Source organism: Burkholderia sp. BCC0322 (assembly GCF_902833045.1).
Classification (GTDB): Bacteria; Pseudomonadota; Gammaproteobacteria; order Burkholderiales; family Burkholderiaceae; genus Burkholderia.
The window spans coordinates 14,004-31,617 of sequence record NZ_CADFDU010000004.1; the positions used below are offsets into that span (position 1 = coordinate 14,004).

A 17,614-nucleotide genomic window follows, 5' to 3' on the forward strand; every position below is an offset into this window, starting at 1 on the left:
CTAGTTTCCAAACCAGCCGCGGCTGGGCGTGGTCCGACCAACATGTTTCGAACGCGAAACGGATTTCCCTACTGCCGTGCGCCCGACAGTAGCCGTGTCGCCGGGACCCTGCTCTGAATCCGTTTGCTCAGGCTCATCGGGATGAGGCTTGCCTTCGATACGTCGATACCCCAATCTGATTTCCTGGCGGAGGCGTTCAAGCGTGGCGGGAGGGTAGAAACTATGAAGGAGTATTGAATCATCAATCTGCTTACCCTCCGCCATCGCGATCGACATCGCCCTGACCAGAATTCGCTTCAAGTGCCCGATGCACCCCAGAGACTGCTCGAACAACTTGTCGACGAAGCACCCTAATGAAGGTCGCCGGCTCAAAGGCATGCAGTTTTGAAGCGCAATCAAGCCGAGCATAAACTGTTCCGCTTCATCCTGTTGATATGGCCTGAAATGAATCACCTCTCCCCGTCGCGCGAGCTGTCCACTTTGCGTCACGAGTTCGTAAAGCTCGTACGCCCCTGTCAGCAACAGCCTGGTGTCGGCCCGATTCACGATAGATCGGAGCGTATTGGCCTGCCGCTTCACATGTTCATGCTCACGGGATAGGAGAATGTTTGACGCCTCATCGACGAAAATGAGCGCAGGCGAGCGCATCACCAACGCGCGTCGCAAACGCTGACGGAGTATGCGAAGTGTGGGCCGTGGATGTCGATCAAACACCGGCATCACGACTTCACGTCCCGCCAGCGTGCGCTTGATCTCGGGCACACTTTCACCAATCAGGGGAATTTGCAGCGCACCGAGAATCGATTCATAGAAATCGACCCAATCAAAACGATCACGCTCGACTGCCCATGCCTCCACCCAAGCTGCCGGGATCCGATGTGGATCGTCAGGAACCGTATCGAAATACTCCCTATTCTCCATTTGACACAGCACTTCACCCAATGCGCTCTTCCCCACGCCAGCCGGTCCAACTAGAACCAACATCGTTCCGCGCAAGCCGCTGCCGACCAACGATCGTAGCTCGGCAAGCTTCGCATCGAACATAGGATGGGCCACAATTGAATCTTTGAAGTAGGCCAACCTCACGGGAGCAGCGGCGGCCTCTAATTCGCGCGGATACAAAACATCAGTGCGGGCCTTCGATCGTGTACCGGTACCCACGAACTCCTCCTGTTTCCAGTTTCTCGAACGTCGACTCCATCGACACGTTGGGCGTTTTCGCGCCAGTCGAACTGGCGGCCGGCAATGCAGACGCAGCCTCCGGCACCGTTTCGACCGACGCTCGATGCCCCGACGATTCAATCATTTCGCCGGCCAGGCGCGTTGTCTCGACCATTGACTTCAGGTGGGATACTTGGGTCCTACGGCACAAGACAAGTCGCTCTTCGGCCCGGGCCTGGCTCACGAAATCGGTTGCTTGTTCATCCAACTGCCAGCGGGTCGAATACATGGGAATCCACTCCCCGTCGACATGGGCATACGCGATTTCCGGTCTCAGCAAATGCATTTTGACCTCGACCCTTCGTTGGTGATAGCGTGTCAACTCCAGTCGAGGATTGCGATACCAGTCATAGTTCAATTTCAAACCGCGCTGTGCGTCAAGAACGCGTGTGGTGCCCCGAACGGTCGGAAATGCATGGGGTATGCAGTCTTCATAGCGCTTCAGACGATTGAGCCGCTCCCCGGTAACTTGTATGTCGCTCTCGTAGACCGATCGTGGCGATGCCAGCAACGTCCCATGACGCCGGGTATCGTATATTTCAAAGAAGAATTTCTCGAGGCCCTCATATAAGTCCGGCAACGTCAAGTTAGCCAATCGCGAAGGGTCTGTTTCTTGCGTCAATTCACGAACACATCGACGCATCTTCGTGTTACCAGGAAGATTGTGAAGCAGCATCGACTGTGTGATACCAAAATGCCTCTCGATCACCGTGCCGTGTCGGCAAGCAGACGCGGGGCGACTCTTGGCTTCGACCCTCAGAAAGTCCAGCAAGCCGATGAAGTCCTTGGAGCCAAACTCCGCTCCGCCATCAAAGATCAAGGTCGACGGCACGCGTCCGAAGCGACGGACCATATCGAGGATGGCCGCCATGCAACTCAAATATCGCGGACTCAACAGTGAAAGATAGAAACCCAGAATTCGGCGGCTATATGAACATATGAGCAACGTCAGATACGGGCGCCCCAACGGCTCGCCGGTCTCCATCGAGATTACGTCTATCTCCAGAGGTGTATGATCAATGTGGACAAATTGCATCGGGTAGTCCCCATGAAGGGGCGTCTCTCGATTCATCGTCCAATACAGCGGTGTCACCTGATACGCAGCCTTCCTTCCGCGCCGTTTCCGCGCCATACGTGCGCCGTCTTCTCGTTTGATACGCTTCAGGAAGGTTTGCTTCGACACCGTTTCACCGATCTGCGCCAGTCGATCACAGAGCTCGGCGTACACAAACCATTTGGACTTCCCAGTTAGCGTCTCGTACTTTTCCTCGATCGTCTTGGCAATCAGCGCGTTGACCTCCGGCTTCACCTTCACGCGACGATTTCCCCGTGCTGGCCAGCGCGGCAGGAACGCTGCCAACACGTCCGTTCCGTTTGCCAACGCTTTACGCTTCTTTTGAGCGTACTCGCGGTACGTCCGGTCAGTGTATTGCCGGACCGCTTCACTGCGCACCCCAGCCTCCCAAGCGGCCAACAGGTCTCGCATCTTCTGCGCATGCAACACTGCGCCGGTCGTTGCATATCGCCACGGCGAATCCAAGGCCAGTTGGGGGGCACCGTCAACGTCATCGATCAGTACAAGGGTTCCCGACGCATAGGCCTGTTCAACGAACGACTGCCGCAGTACAAGTGGCTCTCGGAGCTCGTCCGACTGAAGCAACACGTCGAGATCCCCGGACGCTGCTACGGTGTATGCCGTTCCGGCAAGGGAGATTTTCGTTCCAATGGACAACAATTCCCTACGCCAAGGTGGCAAACGCTCCGACGTCACTCGCGTGCTCGAACATCGATACACCTCAAGCGTGATCGTGTCCCGGAAGACCATAAATCGATTGCAGTCCTTGACAAATTAACTCGACCAGTCAGATATCATTCGTCGGTTTGCCAGAGCCGAATAAAATTCATCCTTCGTGCGATGCGGAATCGCATCGAACAATTCTTCGAGAGTCGCATATCCGTTCCAGCGAAAGAACTCGGCAATGTCCCGGTCGAAGCCCGGGTTGGGGCACATGCTGTCGAGCAAATAAGTCCGAAAAAAATCCTGGTTACGGCTTACTCTCTCGGACAATTCGTGGTCCGTTCGGAGACGGTACGTCAGGCCCAAGCTGAGCGCTGCCTTCTCGAACGGAGGCGAGCGCGGTTGATCATCCCCGGCAACAATGCGACTGCCACCTTGCGTGACGAGCTTTTCTACACGACAGCACGGCAACCAATCGTCTAAATAAAGTCCCTCGGCTGTCATCACCAGGAACGACGGGGTATGGTTATAGCGTACTGTTCGCCCGTTCCTCCCCACGTACTGGACACATAGCGGAATCGCGGCGTCGAGATAGCCGAATATCTCGTCGTCAAACATGTAGTTGAGCGCGGCCCGGCGTTCAATGGCGTTGGCCACATTTACATGCATCCCCATTTTTGGACAGGGCAATCGACTTGGCGCGGCGTGAGGCGTTGGCACGATCCAGCGCGCGGGCTGCCGAAAAGCGTCGAGAATTTGCTCACGTGTCGCGGGTGGGGTATCCAATCGATCGAACAGCGAGTACAACATGGCAGGATCAAAGCGCAACATGATCACTCGCTTTTTACCGTCGCCACACACGCTACTTCAGCCCACTCCTCGCTGTTTTGCGCTACCTCGACCACCATGTCGAACCTCCTGTCGTGCGCGACGACTGGCCGATGCGCTTCCATTATGTTTCAGTGACACATTCGCCCGCGTTGCGGGGCTAAACCCTAGTCAGCGCATGCATCCACAATAGTTGACGCAATCAGCAGACACGCAGATCCGACACGCTAATTTGTAACAATTTGTGCAATTTGTAAGCGCCAGTGAACCAATTCCTTTCCATATGGCCGGTTTTATGAGTTCCACCACACTGATCTTCAAGGACACGCTGCTCGGCCTCGTCGCATGCGTGCAGCTGTCGTCGAACGACATGCTGCGGATCGGCGACTGGATCACGATGCCGTCGGCCGGGGCGGACGGCACCGTGATCGACATCACGCTGAACACCGTCAAGGTCGCGAACTTCGATCACACGATCATCACCGTGCCCACCTGGAAGCTGATCACCGAGAGCTACCAGAACTGGCGCGGGATGACCGAAGCGGGCGGACGCCGCATCAAGCGCGCGCTGTTCGTCGACGCGACGAGCGTGCGCTTTCTCTCCAACGACGAGATCGAACGGCTCGAACGCCTGACGCTGCTGAAGGACTACTCGAGGACAAGGTCGACGCGATCGAGCAATGGAACGGCACGCTCGGCGCGGCCGGCGACTGTGCGGCGAACCGCCGCCAGTTGACGAACCTCGGCACGTTCCGCGCGTATGTCGCGAACTACCTGCAAGGCCATCCGCACATCCGCCGCGACATGACCTGCATGGCGCGGCAACTGCCGCTCACCGCCGAAGGCATTCCGCTCGAACTGTACTGCTTCACCGACACGACGACGTGGGTCGACTATGAGGCGATCCAGGCCGACCTGTTCGATCACCTGATCGCCGTGCTGCCCGAGTTCGGACTGCGCGTGTACCAGCACCCGTCGGGCTTCGACATGCGGCAGATGGCCGGCGCCGCGCAAGCCGGGCTGCCCGCGCCGCACGCGGGTTGATGCACGCGACGGCGGCCGGTCGTCGGCCGCCGCTTGCCGCGCGGCCCCCGGCACTCAGCGCGCCGCGCACTCCGACGCGAGCCGCCCGAGCACCTTCAGCGCGTCCTCGATCTGCCGCGACCACGGATAGCTGTAGTTGAGCCGGATGAAATGCCGGTAGTCGGTGCCCGCCGAGAACATGTGCCCGGGCCCGACCGTGATCCGCTGCGCGAGCGCGAGCGTGTAAAGCTTCATCGCATCGACCTGCGGCGGCAGCTCGACCCACAGCACGTACCCGCCCTGCGGCTGCGACAGCCGCGTGCCCTCCGGAAAGAAACGCCGCACCATCGCGCTCATCAGGCTCGCCTGTTGCGCGTACTGCTTGCGCATGCGCCGCAGGTGGAAATCATAGCCGTCGTGTTTCAGGTACTCGGCGATCGCGAGCTGCTCGATCGCGGGCGTGGCCAGCGTGTTCAGGAATTTCAGCTTCTCGACCTGGTCGCGGTAGCGGCCCGGCATCGCCCAGCCGATCCGGTAGCGCGGCGACAGGCTCTTCGAGAACGACGCGCAATGCAGCACGAGCCCGTCGCGGTCGAACGACTTCAGCGCGCTCGGCGTCGTGTCGCCGAAGTACAGCTCGTGATAGACGTCGCTCTCGATCGCCGGCACGCCGTGCTTCGCCAGCAGGTCGACGAGCGCGCGTTTGCGCGTGTCGGGCATCTGGAAACCGAGCGGATTCTGGAAGTTCGGCATCACCATGCACGCGGCGATGCGCTCGCGTTCGAGGATCCGTTCGAGCGCGTCGAGATCGATGCCGTCGCCCGGATGCGTCGCGACTTCCAGCGCGCGCATGCCCATCCGCTCGATCGCGTGCAGCATCGCGTAGAACGTCGGCGATTCCACCGCGATCGTGTCGCCCGGCTTCGCGACGGCCTGCAGGCACAGGTTGATCGCCTCGGTCGCGCCGATCGTCACCACGATCTCGCCGGGTTCGACCGCGATCCCGCGCTCCGCATAACGACGCGCGATCTGCCGGATCAGTTCCTGGTTGCCGGGCGGCAGATCGTCGATCACGCCCCAGCGCGTGCGGCGACGGCCGATCGTCTGCGCATAGCGCGCGAGACGCTGCACCGGAAACTGCGACGCCTCGGGATACGGCGAGCCGAGCGGCACCGCGTCGTCGCGCGCGATCGAGCGCAGCGTCGACAGCACGAGACGGCTCACGTCCACGGCCGACGGCTCGGCGGCCGGCGCCGACATGTGCAGTTCGGCCTCGGCCGGCGCCGCTGCGCGCGCGCGGACGAAATAGCCCGATTGCGGCCGGCTCTCGATCAGGCCGCGGCTTTCCAGCACGAGGTACGCGCGCAGCACGGTCGTGACGCTGAGCTGCTGCTGCCGGCTCGCCTGCCGCACCGACGGAATCCGCTCGCCGGGCCGGTACACGCCACGCTCGATCTGCGCCTGGAGATCGTCGGCCAGTTGTTCGTAACGCTTCATGCGCTTTCCTTTCAACTCCCCTTCAACAACACAGTTGCGATCCGCACTGCCTGAATGGCCGCAACTGTACTCTTTTTTGAAGTGAACAGGTGTACACACAGCCGGACGGGGGCCACGCGTACTCTGCGCCCATCGACCCCGACACCCGCATCATGAAAAAGAAATCCGCCACCGCGCGCATCGAACCGTACACCCACCCGGCCGCCGGCTGGGGCGCGCTGAAAGCCGTCACGATCAACCTGATCAAGGAAAAGGTCGCAGGCGGCAACTACCGTACGCTGCTGCGCCAGAACCAGCCGGACGGCTTCGACTGCCCAGGCTGCGCGTGGCCCGACCGCCAGCACGCGTCGACGTTCGAATTCTGCGAAAACGGCGTGAAGGCGGTCGCCGCCGAAGCGACGAGCAAGCGCGTGACGCCCGAATTCTTCGCCGCGCACACGGTTACCGAGCTGCTCGAACAGTCGGACTTCGAACTCGAGCAGCACGGCCGGCTCACCGACCCGATGGTGTACGACGCGCAGACCGACCGCTACGTGCCGATCGCGTGGGACGACGCGTTCGCGCTGATCGCGCGCCACCTGCGCGCGCTGCCCGACCCGAACCAGGCCGCGTTCTACACGTCCGGGCGCGCCAGCAACGAAGCAGCGTTCCTGTACCAGCTGCTCGTGCGGCTGTACGGCACGAACAACTTCCCCGACTGCTCGAACATGTGCCACGAGGCGACGAGCCGCGGGCTGCCTGCGTCGGTCGGCGTCGGCAAGGGCACCGTCACGCTCGACGATTTCGAACAGGCGGACACGCTGCTGATCTTCGGCCAGAACCCGGCCACCAACCACCCGCGGATGATGGGCGAACTGCGCGAGTGCGCGAAGCGCGGCGCGACGATCGTGTCGATCAACCCGCTGAAGGAACGCGGCCTCGAACGCTTCGCCGATCCGCAAAGCCCGCTCGAGATGCTGACGATGTCGGGCACGAAGATCGCGTCGACGTTCATCCAGCCGACGATCGGCGGCGATTTCGCGCTGATCAAGGGGATGGCGAAGCGCGTGCTCGAACTCGACGACGCCGCGCGCGCCGCCGGTGCACCGCGCGTGCTCGACACCGCGTTCATCGGCGAGCATACGGCCGGCTTCGACGCGTTCGCCGACGACCTGCGCGACGAAAGCTGGTCCGCGCTGACGGCCGAAAGCGGCGTGCCGTACGAACAGATCGACGGCCTCGCGCAGCTCTATGCACGCAGCGAGCGCGTGATCGCAACTTGGGGCATGGGCATCACGCAGCACAAGCATTCGGTCGCGACCGTGCAGATGCTGACGAACCTGATGCTGATGCGCGGCAACATCGGCCGCCCCGGCGCGGGCCTGTGCCCGGTGCGCGGCCACTCGAACGTGCAGGGCAACCGCACGGTCGGCATCGAGGAAAAGCCGTCGCAGGCGTTCCTCGACCGGCTCGGGCACGTGTTCGACTTCGAACCGCCGCGCCACCACGGCTACGACGTCGTCGAGACGATCGAAGGGATGCTCGAAGGCCGCGTGAAGGTACTGATCGGCCTCGGCGGCAACTTCGCGATGGCGACGCCCGACACGCCGCGCACGTGGGAAGGCATGCGCCGCTGCGACCTCTCCGTGCACATCACGACGAAGCTGAACCGCAGCCACCTGATCCACGGCCGCGACGCGCTGATCCTGCCGACGCTCGGCCGCACCGAGATCGACCTGCAGGACAACGTCGCGCAAGGCGTGACGGTCGAGGATTCGATGAGCATGGTCCACGTGTCGTACGGGATGAACAAGCCGGCGTCGCCGAACCTGATGTCGGAGCCCGCGATCGTCGCGCACATCGGCCATGCGTTGTTCGGCAGCGGCAAGATCGACTGGCTGGCCTACAAGGACGACTACGCGAAGATCCGCGACGCGATCGAGGCGACGCTCGACGGCTTCTACGACTACAACACGCGCATCGCGCGGCCGGGCGGCTTCCACCTGCGCGTGGCGTCGCGCGACCGCGAATGGCTCACGCCGACGGGCAAGGCGAACTTCATCGCGCACGCGCTGCCGGCCGACACGCCGATCCAGCGCGCCCGCGCACTGCATGGCGAACGGCTGATGACGCTGATGACGACGCGCTCGCACGATCAGTACAACACGACCGTCTACGGGCTCGACGACCGCTATCGCGGCGTGTTCGGCCAGCGCCGCGTGGTGTTCGCGAACCGCGACGACCTCGCGATGCTCGGCCTGAAGGCCGGCGAATGGGTCGACATGGAAACCGTATGGCACGACGGTATCGAGCGGCGCGCGGACGGCTTCCTGCTCGTCGAATACGACATCCCGCGCGGCTGCATCGGCGCGTACTACCCGGAAACGAACCCGCTCGTGCCGCTCGACAGCGTCGGCGACGTGTGCAACACGCCGACGTCGAAGTCGATTCCGGTGCTGCTGCATCGCGCGGCCGCGCCGGCGTCGATCGCCGCCTGACGGAGCGCGGCGATGATCGTTCGTCCGCGCGAGCACTGGCTGCGGATGCTGCTCGTCTGGAACGGCTCGGTGCTGCCGACCATCCTGCCGCAGCTCGTGCTGACGCTCGCGATCAGCCTCGTCGCGGTATGGGGCGGCGGCCGCGTGCTCGGCGAGAAGGTACCGCTGAACCCGACGCCGTTCACGCTGATCGGCCTCACGCTCGCGATCTTCGCGGGGTTTCGCAACAACGCGAGCTACGAACGCTACCGCGAAGGCCGGCAACTGTGGGGCGGCGTGCTGACCGCCACGCGCACGCTGGTGTCGCAGGCGCTCTGCTACGGTGCGATCGACCGTGACGATGCATCGCGGCGCGCATTCGTGCGCACGGTCGTCGCGTTCGTCTATGCGCTCAAGCATCAACTGCGCGGCACCGATCCGGCCGCCGACCTGCGCGGGCTGCTCGACGATGCTGCCTACGCGCGCATCGCCGCGTCGCGGTTCCGCCCGGTCGTCATCGTGCACGCGCTGCGCGAAGCGTTCGCCGCGCGCGCCGATGCGGGCCACCTCTCCGACACGCGGCTGTGGATGCTCGACGCGCGTCTCGACGATCTGGTATCGATGGTGAGCGGCTGCGAACGGATCGCGTCGACGCCGATCCCGTTTTCATACGACGTGCTGCTGCACCGGACCATCTACGCGTACTGCGTGCTGCTGCCTTTCGGCCTCGTCGATTCGATCGGCGCGGCGACGCCGTTCGTCACCGTGTTCGTCGCCTATACGCTGATCGCGCTCGACGCGATCGCCCATGCGATCGCCGAGCCGTTCGGCGACGGGCCGAACCATCTCGCACTCGACGCGATGACGCGGCAGATCGAGCGCACGCTGCTCGAACTGAACCGCGAGCCGCTGCCGGCGGAAGTGACGCCGGGCAAGGCTTATCGGCTCAGTTGACGCGCGTCGAGCGCGCCATCATTCCTGACGGCCTCGCAGGAAGCCATCGTGCGCGGCCGCCGTCTCGGCGATCGTGCTGAGCAACACCGCACCGCGCAGCAGCGCGCGGCCGTCGTCGCTGTCGACCTCCGTCACGCGCCGCAACAGCATGCGGGCTGCCGCGTTGGTGGTCCGCGCCAGCCGCGCGAAATCCGCGCGCCCTACCCGCCCCCGTACCAACGCGACCGCACGGCGCGCCGCCGGCTCGCGTGCCGCCAATTCCGCCAACGCCAGCAGGCTGTCGCCGATCGTCCAGGCCGCTAGCAGATCGCGCAGGTCGTGCTCGATGAGAGCGGGCGACAGACGGCCAGCGAAACCGAGTTCGCGCCCAAGGCGGTCGGCCGTGCGGCTCAACCACGCACTCGCCTGCCATGCCCGTGGATTGCGTGCGATGCGAACCAAATCGTCGCGCACCGCGCGATGCAGGCGCCGCCGGCTCGTGCCGGGATCACCGGGAAACACGAGCGCGAACACCAGCGCCCCGAACGCGATGCCAAGCAGCGTGGCGAGCGCCGAATTGAGAAACGCGGCGTCGCCGATGCGCACCGTATTGTCCGGCGACGTGAAATTCCAGAAGAAGATCGAGAAGCCGCTGCCGATGCCGGCCGTGCGCGGATTGCGCATCGCGATGCCCGTGCCGATCAGGAACACGCCGAGGATGGTCGCGAGCATCTCGAAGCCCGACACCGCCGGCAGCAGCACGAAATTGCAGAGCGCGCCCGCGACCGCCGCGCAGGCCGCCCCTTTCAGGAAGCCGACGGTGGCGCCCACCGAGTTCGGGCGCGTCGAGAACAGCGCGCAGACCACGCCCGTGATCGCGACGAACCCGGCGCCCGACGGCCACGCGGTGACGATCCAGAGCGCCGAGGCGACCAGCACCGCGATGAACGCGCGAATCCCGTTGTGCCAAGCGAGCACCGGATCGTGGTGGAACGCGTAGCGCACGCGCGACGCCGCAGGATTCGGCCAGTCCAGTTGCGCCTTGCCCGCGAAGGCGGCGTCGAAACCGGCAAGCAGCGCTGCCAGCCGGTCGAGCGTGAGCAGACGCGACGGGGCCGAGCCGGCCGGCTCGGCGGCCTCGGCGCGCACCGCGGCGTCCACACGCGCACGCAACGCGGTCAACTCGGCGCCTGCTTCGCCCGACGCCGCCACGCCGTCGAGCACCTGCGCGGCATCGGCGACCAGCGGGTCCGGCGTGCCGCCGCTGCGCGCCGCGTGCTCGTGCAGCGCGAGCCCCGCGGCCTGCGCGGACAGCACGCCCAGCACCGCCGCGCGCAGATGGCCGATCGCGTTGCGCACCGGCGGCGCGCCGGCAGCCGCATACTCGGCCGCCGTGTCGAGTTCGAGCGCGTCCGCGAACAGCCGGTGCACGGCCGCGCCGTTCGGCTCGCGGCGCAGCGCGCCCGCGCCGACGGCCACTGCGCGATCGAGATAGCGCGCGAGCCGCGTGCGGACGTCGGCCAGCGGCGAACCGGGCGCGAACACCGTCTCGAACGCCGCGCCGCACAGGATGCCCACCACCACGTACAGAAAACGCGCGGTCGCGATGTCGAATGCGTGCAGCGGCGCGGATACGGCGTCCATCGCGATGATGGCCGCCGTATAGCCCGCGAGCACCGCCGCATACGCGCGGAAATTGCGCAGGAAGGTCGCGACGCCCGCACACAGGCCGATCCACGCGGCGAGCGCCGGCAGGAACAGCTCGGGCGTCTGCGCGAACGCACCGGTCAGCACGAGCGCGACGGCCGCGCCGATCGCGGTGCCGAGAATCCGGTACTGGCTCTTCGACAAACCCATTCCTCGGCTACCCTGCGCGACGATCCACACCGTCGACGCGGCCCATTTCGGGTCGTCGAGATTCATCCGGAAGGCGATGTAGAGCGCGAGCAGCGACGCGGCCGTGTTGCGCAATGCGAAGCCGAGGGCGCCGGGCGGCAGCGCGGGCCGGGCGTCGCGCAGCGCGGTGCGCACGGCCGCGAGCGGCGGCAGAGGGGGCAAGGCGAATTTCATGCGGCGAGCTTACGGGGGGCGCGCCGCCGCCACCAAGAGGCGCGGACAGGATGCGTTATTGCACCGGGCAGGATAATCGCCGCCGCACGAAGCGATTCGGCCGGCAAAGGTAAGATGCGCGCAAGTCGAACACTGACGCACCCCGTATGGACTTCGAAAGCATCCGGATATTCCTGCGCGTGGTCGAGCGCGGCAATTTCACCGCCGCCGCCACGCACCTCGACATGCCGCTCAGCCGCGTGAGCCGCAAGGTCAAGCAGCTCGAGGACGATCTCGGCGTCCAGCTGCTGTACCGGACTACGCGCCGCGTCTCCGTCACCGAGGCCGGACGCGACTACTACGAGCGCTGCCTGCGCGCCGAGGACATCCTGCTCGACGCCGACCGCCAGGCCCGTGCGCTGCGCACGGCGCCGGAGGGCATGCTCCGCGTGCTGGTGCCCTACTCGATCGGCCTGTTCGAACTGGAGCCGGCGCTCGCCGAGTTTCGCCGGCGCTACCCGCTGGTCCAGCTCGTGCTGATCTACGACAACAACCCGCTCGATCTCGTCGAGCACGGCTTCGACGTGGCGCTGCGCGCCGGGGTGCTGACCGATTCCAGCTACATCGCGCGCTCGCTCGGCTGGTCGCAGGCGAAGCTGGCCGCCAGCCCGGCCTATCTCGACCGCGCCGGGCGGCCCGCCACGCCGCAGGATCTCGCGCAGCACGACCTGCTGCTCGTCGGCCGCGACGCGCCCGGCCTGACGCTGCGGCTCACCAATGCGGCCGGCGACGTGGCCGATGTGCCGGTGCGGCCGGTGCTGATCACCAACGAATCGGTGACGGTGCTGCGCCAGGCCGCGAGCGGCGGCGGCATCGCGCTGGTGTCGACGCACTACACGGCCCGCCGGCTCGAGCGGAACGAACTCGAAATCGTGCTGCCCGACTGGCACCGGACCGACGACGTCGAGCTGCACGTGCTGTACCCCCGACGCGCGACCCTCGACAGCAAGGTGCGCGCGTTCGTCGATTTCCTGGCGGAGGTGTTCACCGCATGGCGCACCGCACCGTAACCGGCACGGTTCGCACACCGATTGTTGCTGCAAGCGAAATCGATTGATGAGCCGGCCCGTGTTGATGGCGGCTCGCCACATCGTTAGCCTGTCGCGATGCAAAATCATTCCACACACGACGGCAGCCGCCTGAGCGCTGCCCGCAGGCGCGTCACGCGCGTCCCGCCTTCCTGACCGGCAGCGTCCCGCCTTCCTGACCGGCAGCATCCCGCCTCCCGAAGCCCGCCACGGCTTCGTGCATCCGATCGAGCAGCACGTCGCACGCATCGGCCCCATCCACCGGGCTGCGTTGCGCGCGGCGTGTCCCTTTCCGTTCAGCCGCCGCGCCTGCGTCGCGTTCGCGCGCGTGCGCGGCCACGCGCGACGGTGCGTGCCCGCCGCAACGGGCCGCATCCGTTACGCCCCTTACGCAGGAAACCCATGTCCACTCCGTCATCTTCGGCCCCGTTGTCGGGCGGCCGCCTCGCGATCGGCACGATCGCGGTATCGCTCGCGATGTTCATGAACGTGCTCGACTCGTCGATCGCGAACGTCGCCATTCCGACGATCTCGGGCGACCTCGGCGTGTCGGTCGACGAAGGCACGTGGGTGATCACGATCTTCGCGGCGGCAAACGCGGTGTCGATTCCGTTGACCGGCTGGCTCACGCAGCGCTTCGGCCAGGTACGCCTGTTCGTCACGTCGATCCTGCTGTTCGTGTTCGCGTCGTGGCTGTGCGGGATCGCGCCGAACTTGCCGACGCTGCTCGCCGCACGGATCCTGCAGGGCGCGGTCGCCGGGCCGCTCGCGCCGCTGTCGCAGGCGCTGCTGCTCGGCGCGTGGCCGCGGCAGAAATCGTCGAGCGCGCTGGCGCTGTGGTCGATGACGGCGCTCGTCGGCCCGATCGCGGGGCCGTCGCTCGGCGGCTGGATCACGTACGACTACAACTGGTCGTGGATCTTCTACATCAACATCCCGGTCGGCTTCTTCGCGGCCGCCGTCACGTGGATCGTGTTCCGCGACCGCGAATCGGCCACGAAACGCATGCCGATCGATACGGTCGGCCTGTTGCTGCTCGTGCTGTGGGTCGCATCGCTGCAGATCATGCTCGACAAGGGCAAGGATCTCGACTGGTTCAACTCGCCCGTCGTCGTCGCGCTCGGCATCGTCGCGCTGATCGGCTTCGCGTTCTTCCTCGTGTGGGAGCTCTACGAAACCAACCCGATCGTCGATCTGCGGCTCTTCACGCAGCGCAATTTCGCGGGCGGCACGATCGCGATCTCGGTCGCGTACGGGATGTTCTTCGGCACGCTCGTATTGCTGCCGCAGTGGATGCAGGGCTATCTCGGCTACCGCGCGGTCGACTCGGGGCTCGCCACCGCGCCGCTCGGGCTGTTCGCGATCCTGCTCACGCCGGTCATGGGGCGCCTGCTGCCGCGCACCGACCCGCGCTACATCGCGACGCTCGCGTTCGTCGGCTTCGCGGTTGTCTTCATGATGCGCACGACCTTCTACACCGACGTGTCGCGCTGGGATCTCGTGCTGCCGACGCTGCTGCAGGGCATCCCGATGGCGATGTTCTTCGTGCCGCTGACGTCGATCATCCTGTCCGGGTTGCCGCCGGAAAAGATCCCCGCCGCCGCCGGCCTGTCGAATTTCGGCCGCACGTTCTGCGGCGCGGTGGGCACGTCGCTGATCAGCAACGCGTGGAACGACCGCACGATCCTGCACCACGTGCGGCTCACCGAACAGGCGAGCGTCACCAACCCGACCTTCGCGCAGCACGTCGACACGACGCGTTCGCTGCTGCACCTGGGCCCCGATTCGGCGCTCGCGTTCTTCAACGCATCGGTCGATTCGCAAGCGGCCGTGATGGGGCTGAACGACATCTTCTACGTGTCGGCGATCATCTTCATCGCGATCATTCCGCTGATCTGGATCACGAAGCCCACGCGCTCGGGCGGCGGCGACGCCGACGCGGCGGCGGCCGGCGCGCATTGATCCGCATGCGCGACGGTCGGGCCCCGTGCGGCAACGCGCCGACGTAATAAAGACTTGCAATCGATACAGGCGGAAACGTCAACAGCAGGGGCCTCCTCCGCGTTTTTTGGACAAGCGCCCACGATCCGGACGCGCAACGACAGGAGAAAACACCATGCGAGCCCTCACCCGCCATCTCGCGATTGCCGCCACCCTGATGTCGGTGCTGACCGGCACCGCGTTCGCCGACACGCCGTGGCAACAGGCGCATCCGCGCCGCGAAGAGGTCAACCAGCGCCTCGCAAACCAGAATCGCCGGATCCATCACGAAGTGAAGGAAGGCGAGATGTCGCACGCCCAGGCCGCGCGCCTGCACCGTGACGACCGCAAGATCCGCCAGGAAGAGCGGGACATGGCTGCGCAGGATCACAGCCACATTACGAAGAGCGAACAGCGCGTGCTGAACCAGCAGGAAAATGCGGTCAGCAACAAGATCGGCCAGTAACGCCGGCAAGCGCCCAGTCGCCATCGCCTGAACGCCCGCTGCCGCCGCCCGGCAGCGGGTGCTTGTTGTATCGAATCGTTTCAACGCCCGAATCGCGTCAAACGCTGCGGGTATACTCCGACGTCAGCCGCCCGCCGTATCGACCGTCAAAAACGGCCCGATTCCGGGCGGTTTCGTCGCGAAGCTTCGCGTTTCGCCTACCCCGCGCCCCAGCCTCGATACGAGACACCCGACGACCGACCATGAAACGATTCCTGCTGCTCCTTCCCGCCGCCCTGCTCGCCGCCTGCGGTTCCGCACCCTCGCCCGACTCGGCCGCTTCCTCCGGCGCAGCGCCGATGATCTACGTGTCGTCGCAACGCCCGGCCTACGCGATCGCCAACTGCCTCGACAGCCGCCTGTCGGGCACCGAGCAGTCGCAGCACAACGGCGTGACCGACATCGCCGTCGGCTCGAACTCGTACTTCGTCACGCTGACGCCGTCGGGCAACGGCTCGGTCATCAAGGTCGTGCGCGGCTCGGGCAACGAGCCGGCCGAGGAAGCGATGCGCTTCGCGATCGCGCGCTGCGCGATCTGATCCGAACCCGCCGATGCCGGGCGTCCGCCCGGCTCGCTCCCGCGCGCCAACCCGCCGGCGCGCACGCCGAATATTTTCATCCGGGCGGCCGTCGATGAGAGAATCGCACCCACGATTTCCTTTCAACGGAGCCTGCATGAAGCACCTGCTGTCCCGGCTGTTCGTCAGCGCCGCGCTCGTCGCGCTTGTTCCGGCATGGCCGGCACAGGCGGCCACGCCGCCCGGCATCTTCGTCGTCGCCACGCAGCTCGGCGAATTCACGACCCTCGACCCGAGCGGGATTTACGAGCTGGTGCCGTCCGAGTACGTCGCGAACACCTACGAACGCCTGGTGCGTGTCGACCTGAAGGACCCGACGCGCTTCGACGGGCAGATCGCGCAATCGTGGTCGGTCGGCGCCGACGGCGTGACCTACACGTTCAAGCTGCGCCCCGGCCCCACGTTCCATTCCGGCAACCCGGTGACCGCCGACGACGTCGCGTGGTCGCTGCAGCGCACCATCCTGCTCGACAAGGGGCCGGCAGGCGTGCTCGCCGATCTCGGTCTCACGAAGGCGAACGTGATGCAGAAGGTGCGCGTGGTCGATCCGCAGACCGTCGTGCTCGAAACCGACCGCAAGTACGCACCGAGCTTCGTGCTCAACGTGCTGAGCGCGTGCCCGGCATCGGTCTTCGACAAGAAGCTGCTGCTGTCGCACCAGCAGGGCAACGATTTCGGCAGCGGCTGGCTCCGGACCAACGACGCCGGCTCGGGCCCGTACCAGCACGTCAAGTGGACGCCCAACGAGACCATCGTGCTGCAGCGTTTCGACCAGTACCGCACGCCGTACCCGATGAAGCGCGTCGTGCTGCGTCACGTGCCCGAAGCGTCCGCGCAGCGGCTGCTGCTGGAGAACGGCGACGCCGACGCCGCACGCAACCTGAGCCCCGACAGCCTCGCCGCGCTGACGAAGGCCGGCAAGATCAAGGTCGCGTCGTGGCCGGTGTCCGCGCTGTTGTACCTGAGCCTGAACACGAAGAACCCGAACCTCGCGAAGCCCGAGGTGCAGCAGGCGATGAAATGGCTCGTCGACTACGACGGCATCCAGCGCAACATCGTCAGCACGACCTACAAGGTGCATCAGACCTTCCTGCCCGAAGGCTTCCTCGGCGCGTCGAACGCGCGGCCGTACAAGCAGGACGTCGCGAAGGCGAAGGCGCTGCTCGCCAAGGCCGGCTTGCCGAACGGCTTCGACGTGACGATGGACATGCCGAACGACTATCCGTACCTCGAGATCGCGCAGGCGCTGCAGGCGAACTTCGCGCAGGGCGGCATCCGCGTGAAGCTGATTCCGGGTGATGCGAAGCAGGCGATCGGCAAGTATCGCGCGCGCCAGCACGACATCTTCGTCGGCGAATGGTCGCCCGACTACATGGACCCGAACAGCAATGCCCGCGGCTTCGCGTGGAATCCTGACAACTCCGACCAGTCGCCGACGAAGATGCTCGCGTGGCGCAACAGCTGGGACATTCCGCAACTGACGAAGGACACCGAGGCCGCGCTCGTCGAGCCGTCGCCCGCGAAGCGCGCACAGCGTTACGAAGCGCTGCAGAAGGCCGTGCTCGCGAACTCGCCGTTCATCATCATGTTCGAGAAGGTCGTGCAGGTCGCGACGCGCCCCGGCGTGACCGGGCCGGAAATCGGGCCGATCAACGATCTCGTGTCATACCGCACGCTCGCGAAGTAATCCGGGCGGCCCGCGCGGCCGACCATGCCGG

Annotated in this window: 12 protein-coding genes and 1 pseudogene; 8 read left to right on the forward strand and 5 right to left on the reverse strand. The window is 65.3% G+C overall.

The window, feature by feature from the left end:
* From HWX39_RS13245 to HWX39_RS13255, 3 genes are all read right to left on the reverse strand, one after another.
* Positions 1-1,161 (reverse strand): ATP-binding protein, encoded by a 1,161-nt coding sequence (locus HWX39_RS13245; RefSeq protein WP_175968540.1) that lies wholly within the window; start codon positions 1,159-1,161, stop codon positions 1-3.
* On the reverse strand, positions 1,127-2,884 hold the full coding sequence (locus HWX39_RS13250) for a DDE-type integrase/transposase/recombinase (protein ID WP_175968541.1): 1,758 nt from the start codon (positions 2,882-2,884) through the stop codon (positions 1,127-1,129). Before HWX39_RS13250 ends, HWX39_RS13245 begins: the two co-directional genes overlap by 35 nt.
* A gap of 186 nt (positions 2,885-3,070) precedes the next feature.
* Positions 3,071-3,790 carry a hypothetical protein gene (locus tag HWX39_RS13255; RefSeq protein ID WP_175968542.1) on the reverse strand — a complete coding sequence of 240 codons (720 nt, stop codon included), beginning with the start codon at positions 3,788-3,790 and terminating at the stop codon, positions 3,071-3,073.
* A gap of 307 nt (positions 3,791-4,097) precedes the next feature.
* On the opposite strand from HWX39_RS13255, the pseudogene HWX39_RS13260 reads away from it, so the two are divergent.
* Positions 4,098-4,831 (forward strand): annotated as a pseudogene (locus HWX39_RS13260) (mechanosensitive ion channel domain-containing protein); the annotation flags it as partial.
* A gap of 54 nt (positions 4,832-4,885) precedes the next feature.
* Here HWX39_RS13260 and HWX39_RS13265 read toward each other — a convergent pair.
* Entirely contained in the window at positions 4,886-6,307 is a 1,422-nt protein-coding gene (locus HWX39_RS13265) for a PLP-dependent aminotransferase family protein (RefSeq protein WP_175968543.1), read from the reverse strand.
* Positions 6,308-6,459: 152 nt separating this feature from the next.
* Between HWX39_RS13265 and HWX39_RS13270 the strand changes: the two genes are divergently transcribed.
* Together HWX39_RS13270 and HWX39_RS13275 are read left to right on the forward strand one after the other, a co-directional pair.
* Positions 6,460-8,784, forward strand: a complete 2,325-nt coding sequence (locus tag HWX39_RS13270) for an FdhF/YdeP family oxidoreductase (RefSeq protein WP_175968544.1) — start codon at positions 6,460-6,462, stop codon at positions 8,782-8,784.
* 12 nt (positions 8,785-8,796) lie between these two features.
* On the forward strand, positions 8,797-9,717 hold the full coding sequence (locus HWX39_RS13275; RefSeq protein WP_175968545.1) for a bestrophin family ion channel: 921 nt from the start codon (positions 8,797-8,799) through the stop codon (positions 9,715-9,717).
* A gap of 18 nt (positions 9,718-9,735) precedes the next feature.
* Here the strand turns inward: HWX39_RS13275 and HWX39_RS13280 are convergent, their stop codons facing one another.
* Entirely contained in the window at positions 9,736-11,766 is a 2,031-nt protein-coding gene (locus HWX39_RS13280; RefSeq protein WP_175968546.1) for an FUSC family protein, read from the reverse strand.
* 146 nt (positions 11,767-11,912) lie between these two features.
* Here HWX39_RS13280 and HWX39_RS13285 point away from each other — a divergent pair, with 146 nt between their 5' ends.
* The 5 genes from HWX39_RS13285 to HWX39_RS13305 all read left to right on the forward strand — a co-directional run bounded on the left by HWX39_RS13285 (position 11,913) and on the right by HWX39_RS13305 (position 17,583).
* The gene (locus HWX39_RS13285; RefSeq protein ID WP_175968547.1) at positions 11,913-12,815 is read left to right on the forward strand and encodes a LysR family transcriptional regulator; all 903 of its coding nucleotides are present in this window, start codon (positions 11,913-11,915) and stop codon (positions 12,813-12,815) included.
* A gap of 420 nt (positions 12,816-13,235) precedes the next feature.
* Positions 13,236-14,795: a DHA2 family efflux MFS transporter permease subunit gene (locus tag HWX39_RS13290; protein WP_175968548.1), complete on the forward strand. Its 1,560-nt coding sequence runs from the start codon at positions 13,236-13,238 to the stop codon at positions 14,793-14,795.
* Positions 14,796-14,949: 154 nt separating this feature from the next.
* Entirely contained in the window at positions 14,950-15,279 is a 330-nt protein-coding gene (locus tag HWX39_RS13295) for a hypothetical protein (RefSeq protein WP_174416893.1), read from the forward strand.
* A 242-nt stretch (positions 15,280-15,521) separates the two neighbouring features.
* A complete protein-coding gene (locus tag HWX39_RS13300; protein WP_175968549.1) occupies positions 15,522-15,857 on the forward strand; it encodes a sugar ABC transporter ATPase in 336 nt (111 codons plus the stop codon).
* Positions 15,858-15,993: 136 nt separating this feature from the next.
* Positions 15,994-17,583, forward strand: a complete 1,590-nt coding sequence (locus HWX39_RS13305) for an ABC transporter substrate-binding protein (RefSeq protein ID WP_175968550.1) — start codon at positions 15,994-15,996, stop codon at positions 17,581-17,583.
* Positions 17,584-17,614: the final 31 nt, after the last annotated feature.

Coding starts and splice junctions, on each gene's coding strand:
- HWX39_RS13255 (WP_175968542.1), bottom strand. CDS start 3,790: ATGTTGCGCTTTGATCCTGCCATGTTGTACTCGCTGTTCGATCGATTG.
- HWX39_RS13265 (WP_175968543.1), bottom strand. CDS start 6,307: ATGAAGCGTTACGAACAACTGGCCGACGATCTCCAGGCGCAGATCGAG.
- HWX39_RS13270 (WP_175968544.1), top strand. CDS start 6,460: ATGAAAAAGAAATCCGCCACCGCGCGCATCGAACCGTACACCCACCCG.
- HWX39_RS13275 (WP_175968545.1), top strand. CDS start 8,797: ATGATCGTTCGTCCGCGCGAGCACTGGCTGCGGATGCTGCTCGTCTGG.
- HWX39_RS13280 (WP_175968546.1), bottom strand. CDS start 11,766: ATGAAATTCGCCTTGCCCCCTCTGCCGCCGCTCGCGGCCGTGCGCACC.
- HWX39_RS13285 (WP_175968547.1), top strand. CDS start 11,913: ATGGACTTCGAAAGCATCCGGATATTCCTGCGCGTGGTCGAGCGCGGC.
- HWX39_RS13290 (WP_175968548.1), top strand. CDS start 13,236: ATGTCCACTCCGTCATCTTCGGCCCCGTTGTCGGGCGGCCGCCTCGCG.
- HWX39_RS13295 (WP_174416893.1), top strand. CDS start 14,950: ATGCGAGCCCTCACCCGCCATCTCGCGATTGCCGCCACCCTGATGTCG.
- HWX39_RS13300 (WP_175968549.1), top strand. CDS start 15,522: ATGAAACGATTCCTGCTGCTCCTTCCCGCCGCCCTGCTCGCCGCCTGC.
- HWX39_RS13305 (WP_175968550.1), top strand. CDS start 15,994: ATGAAGCACCTGCTGTCCCGGCTGTTCGTCAGCGCCGCGCTCGTCGCG.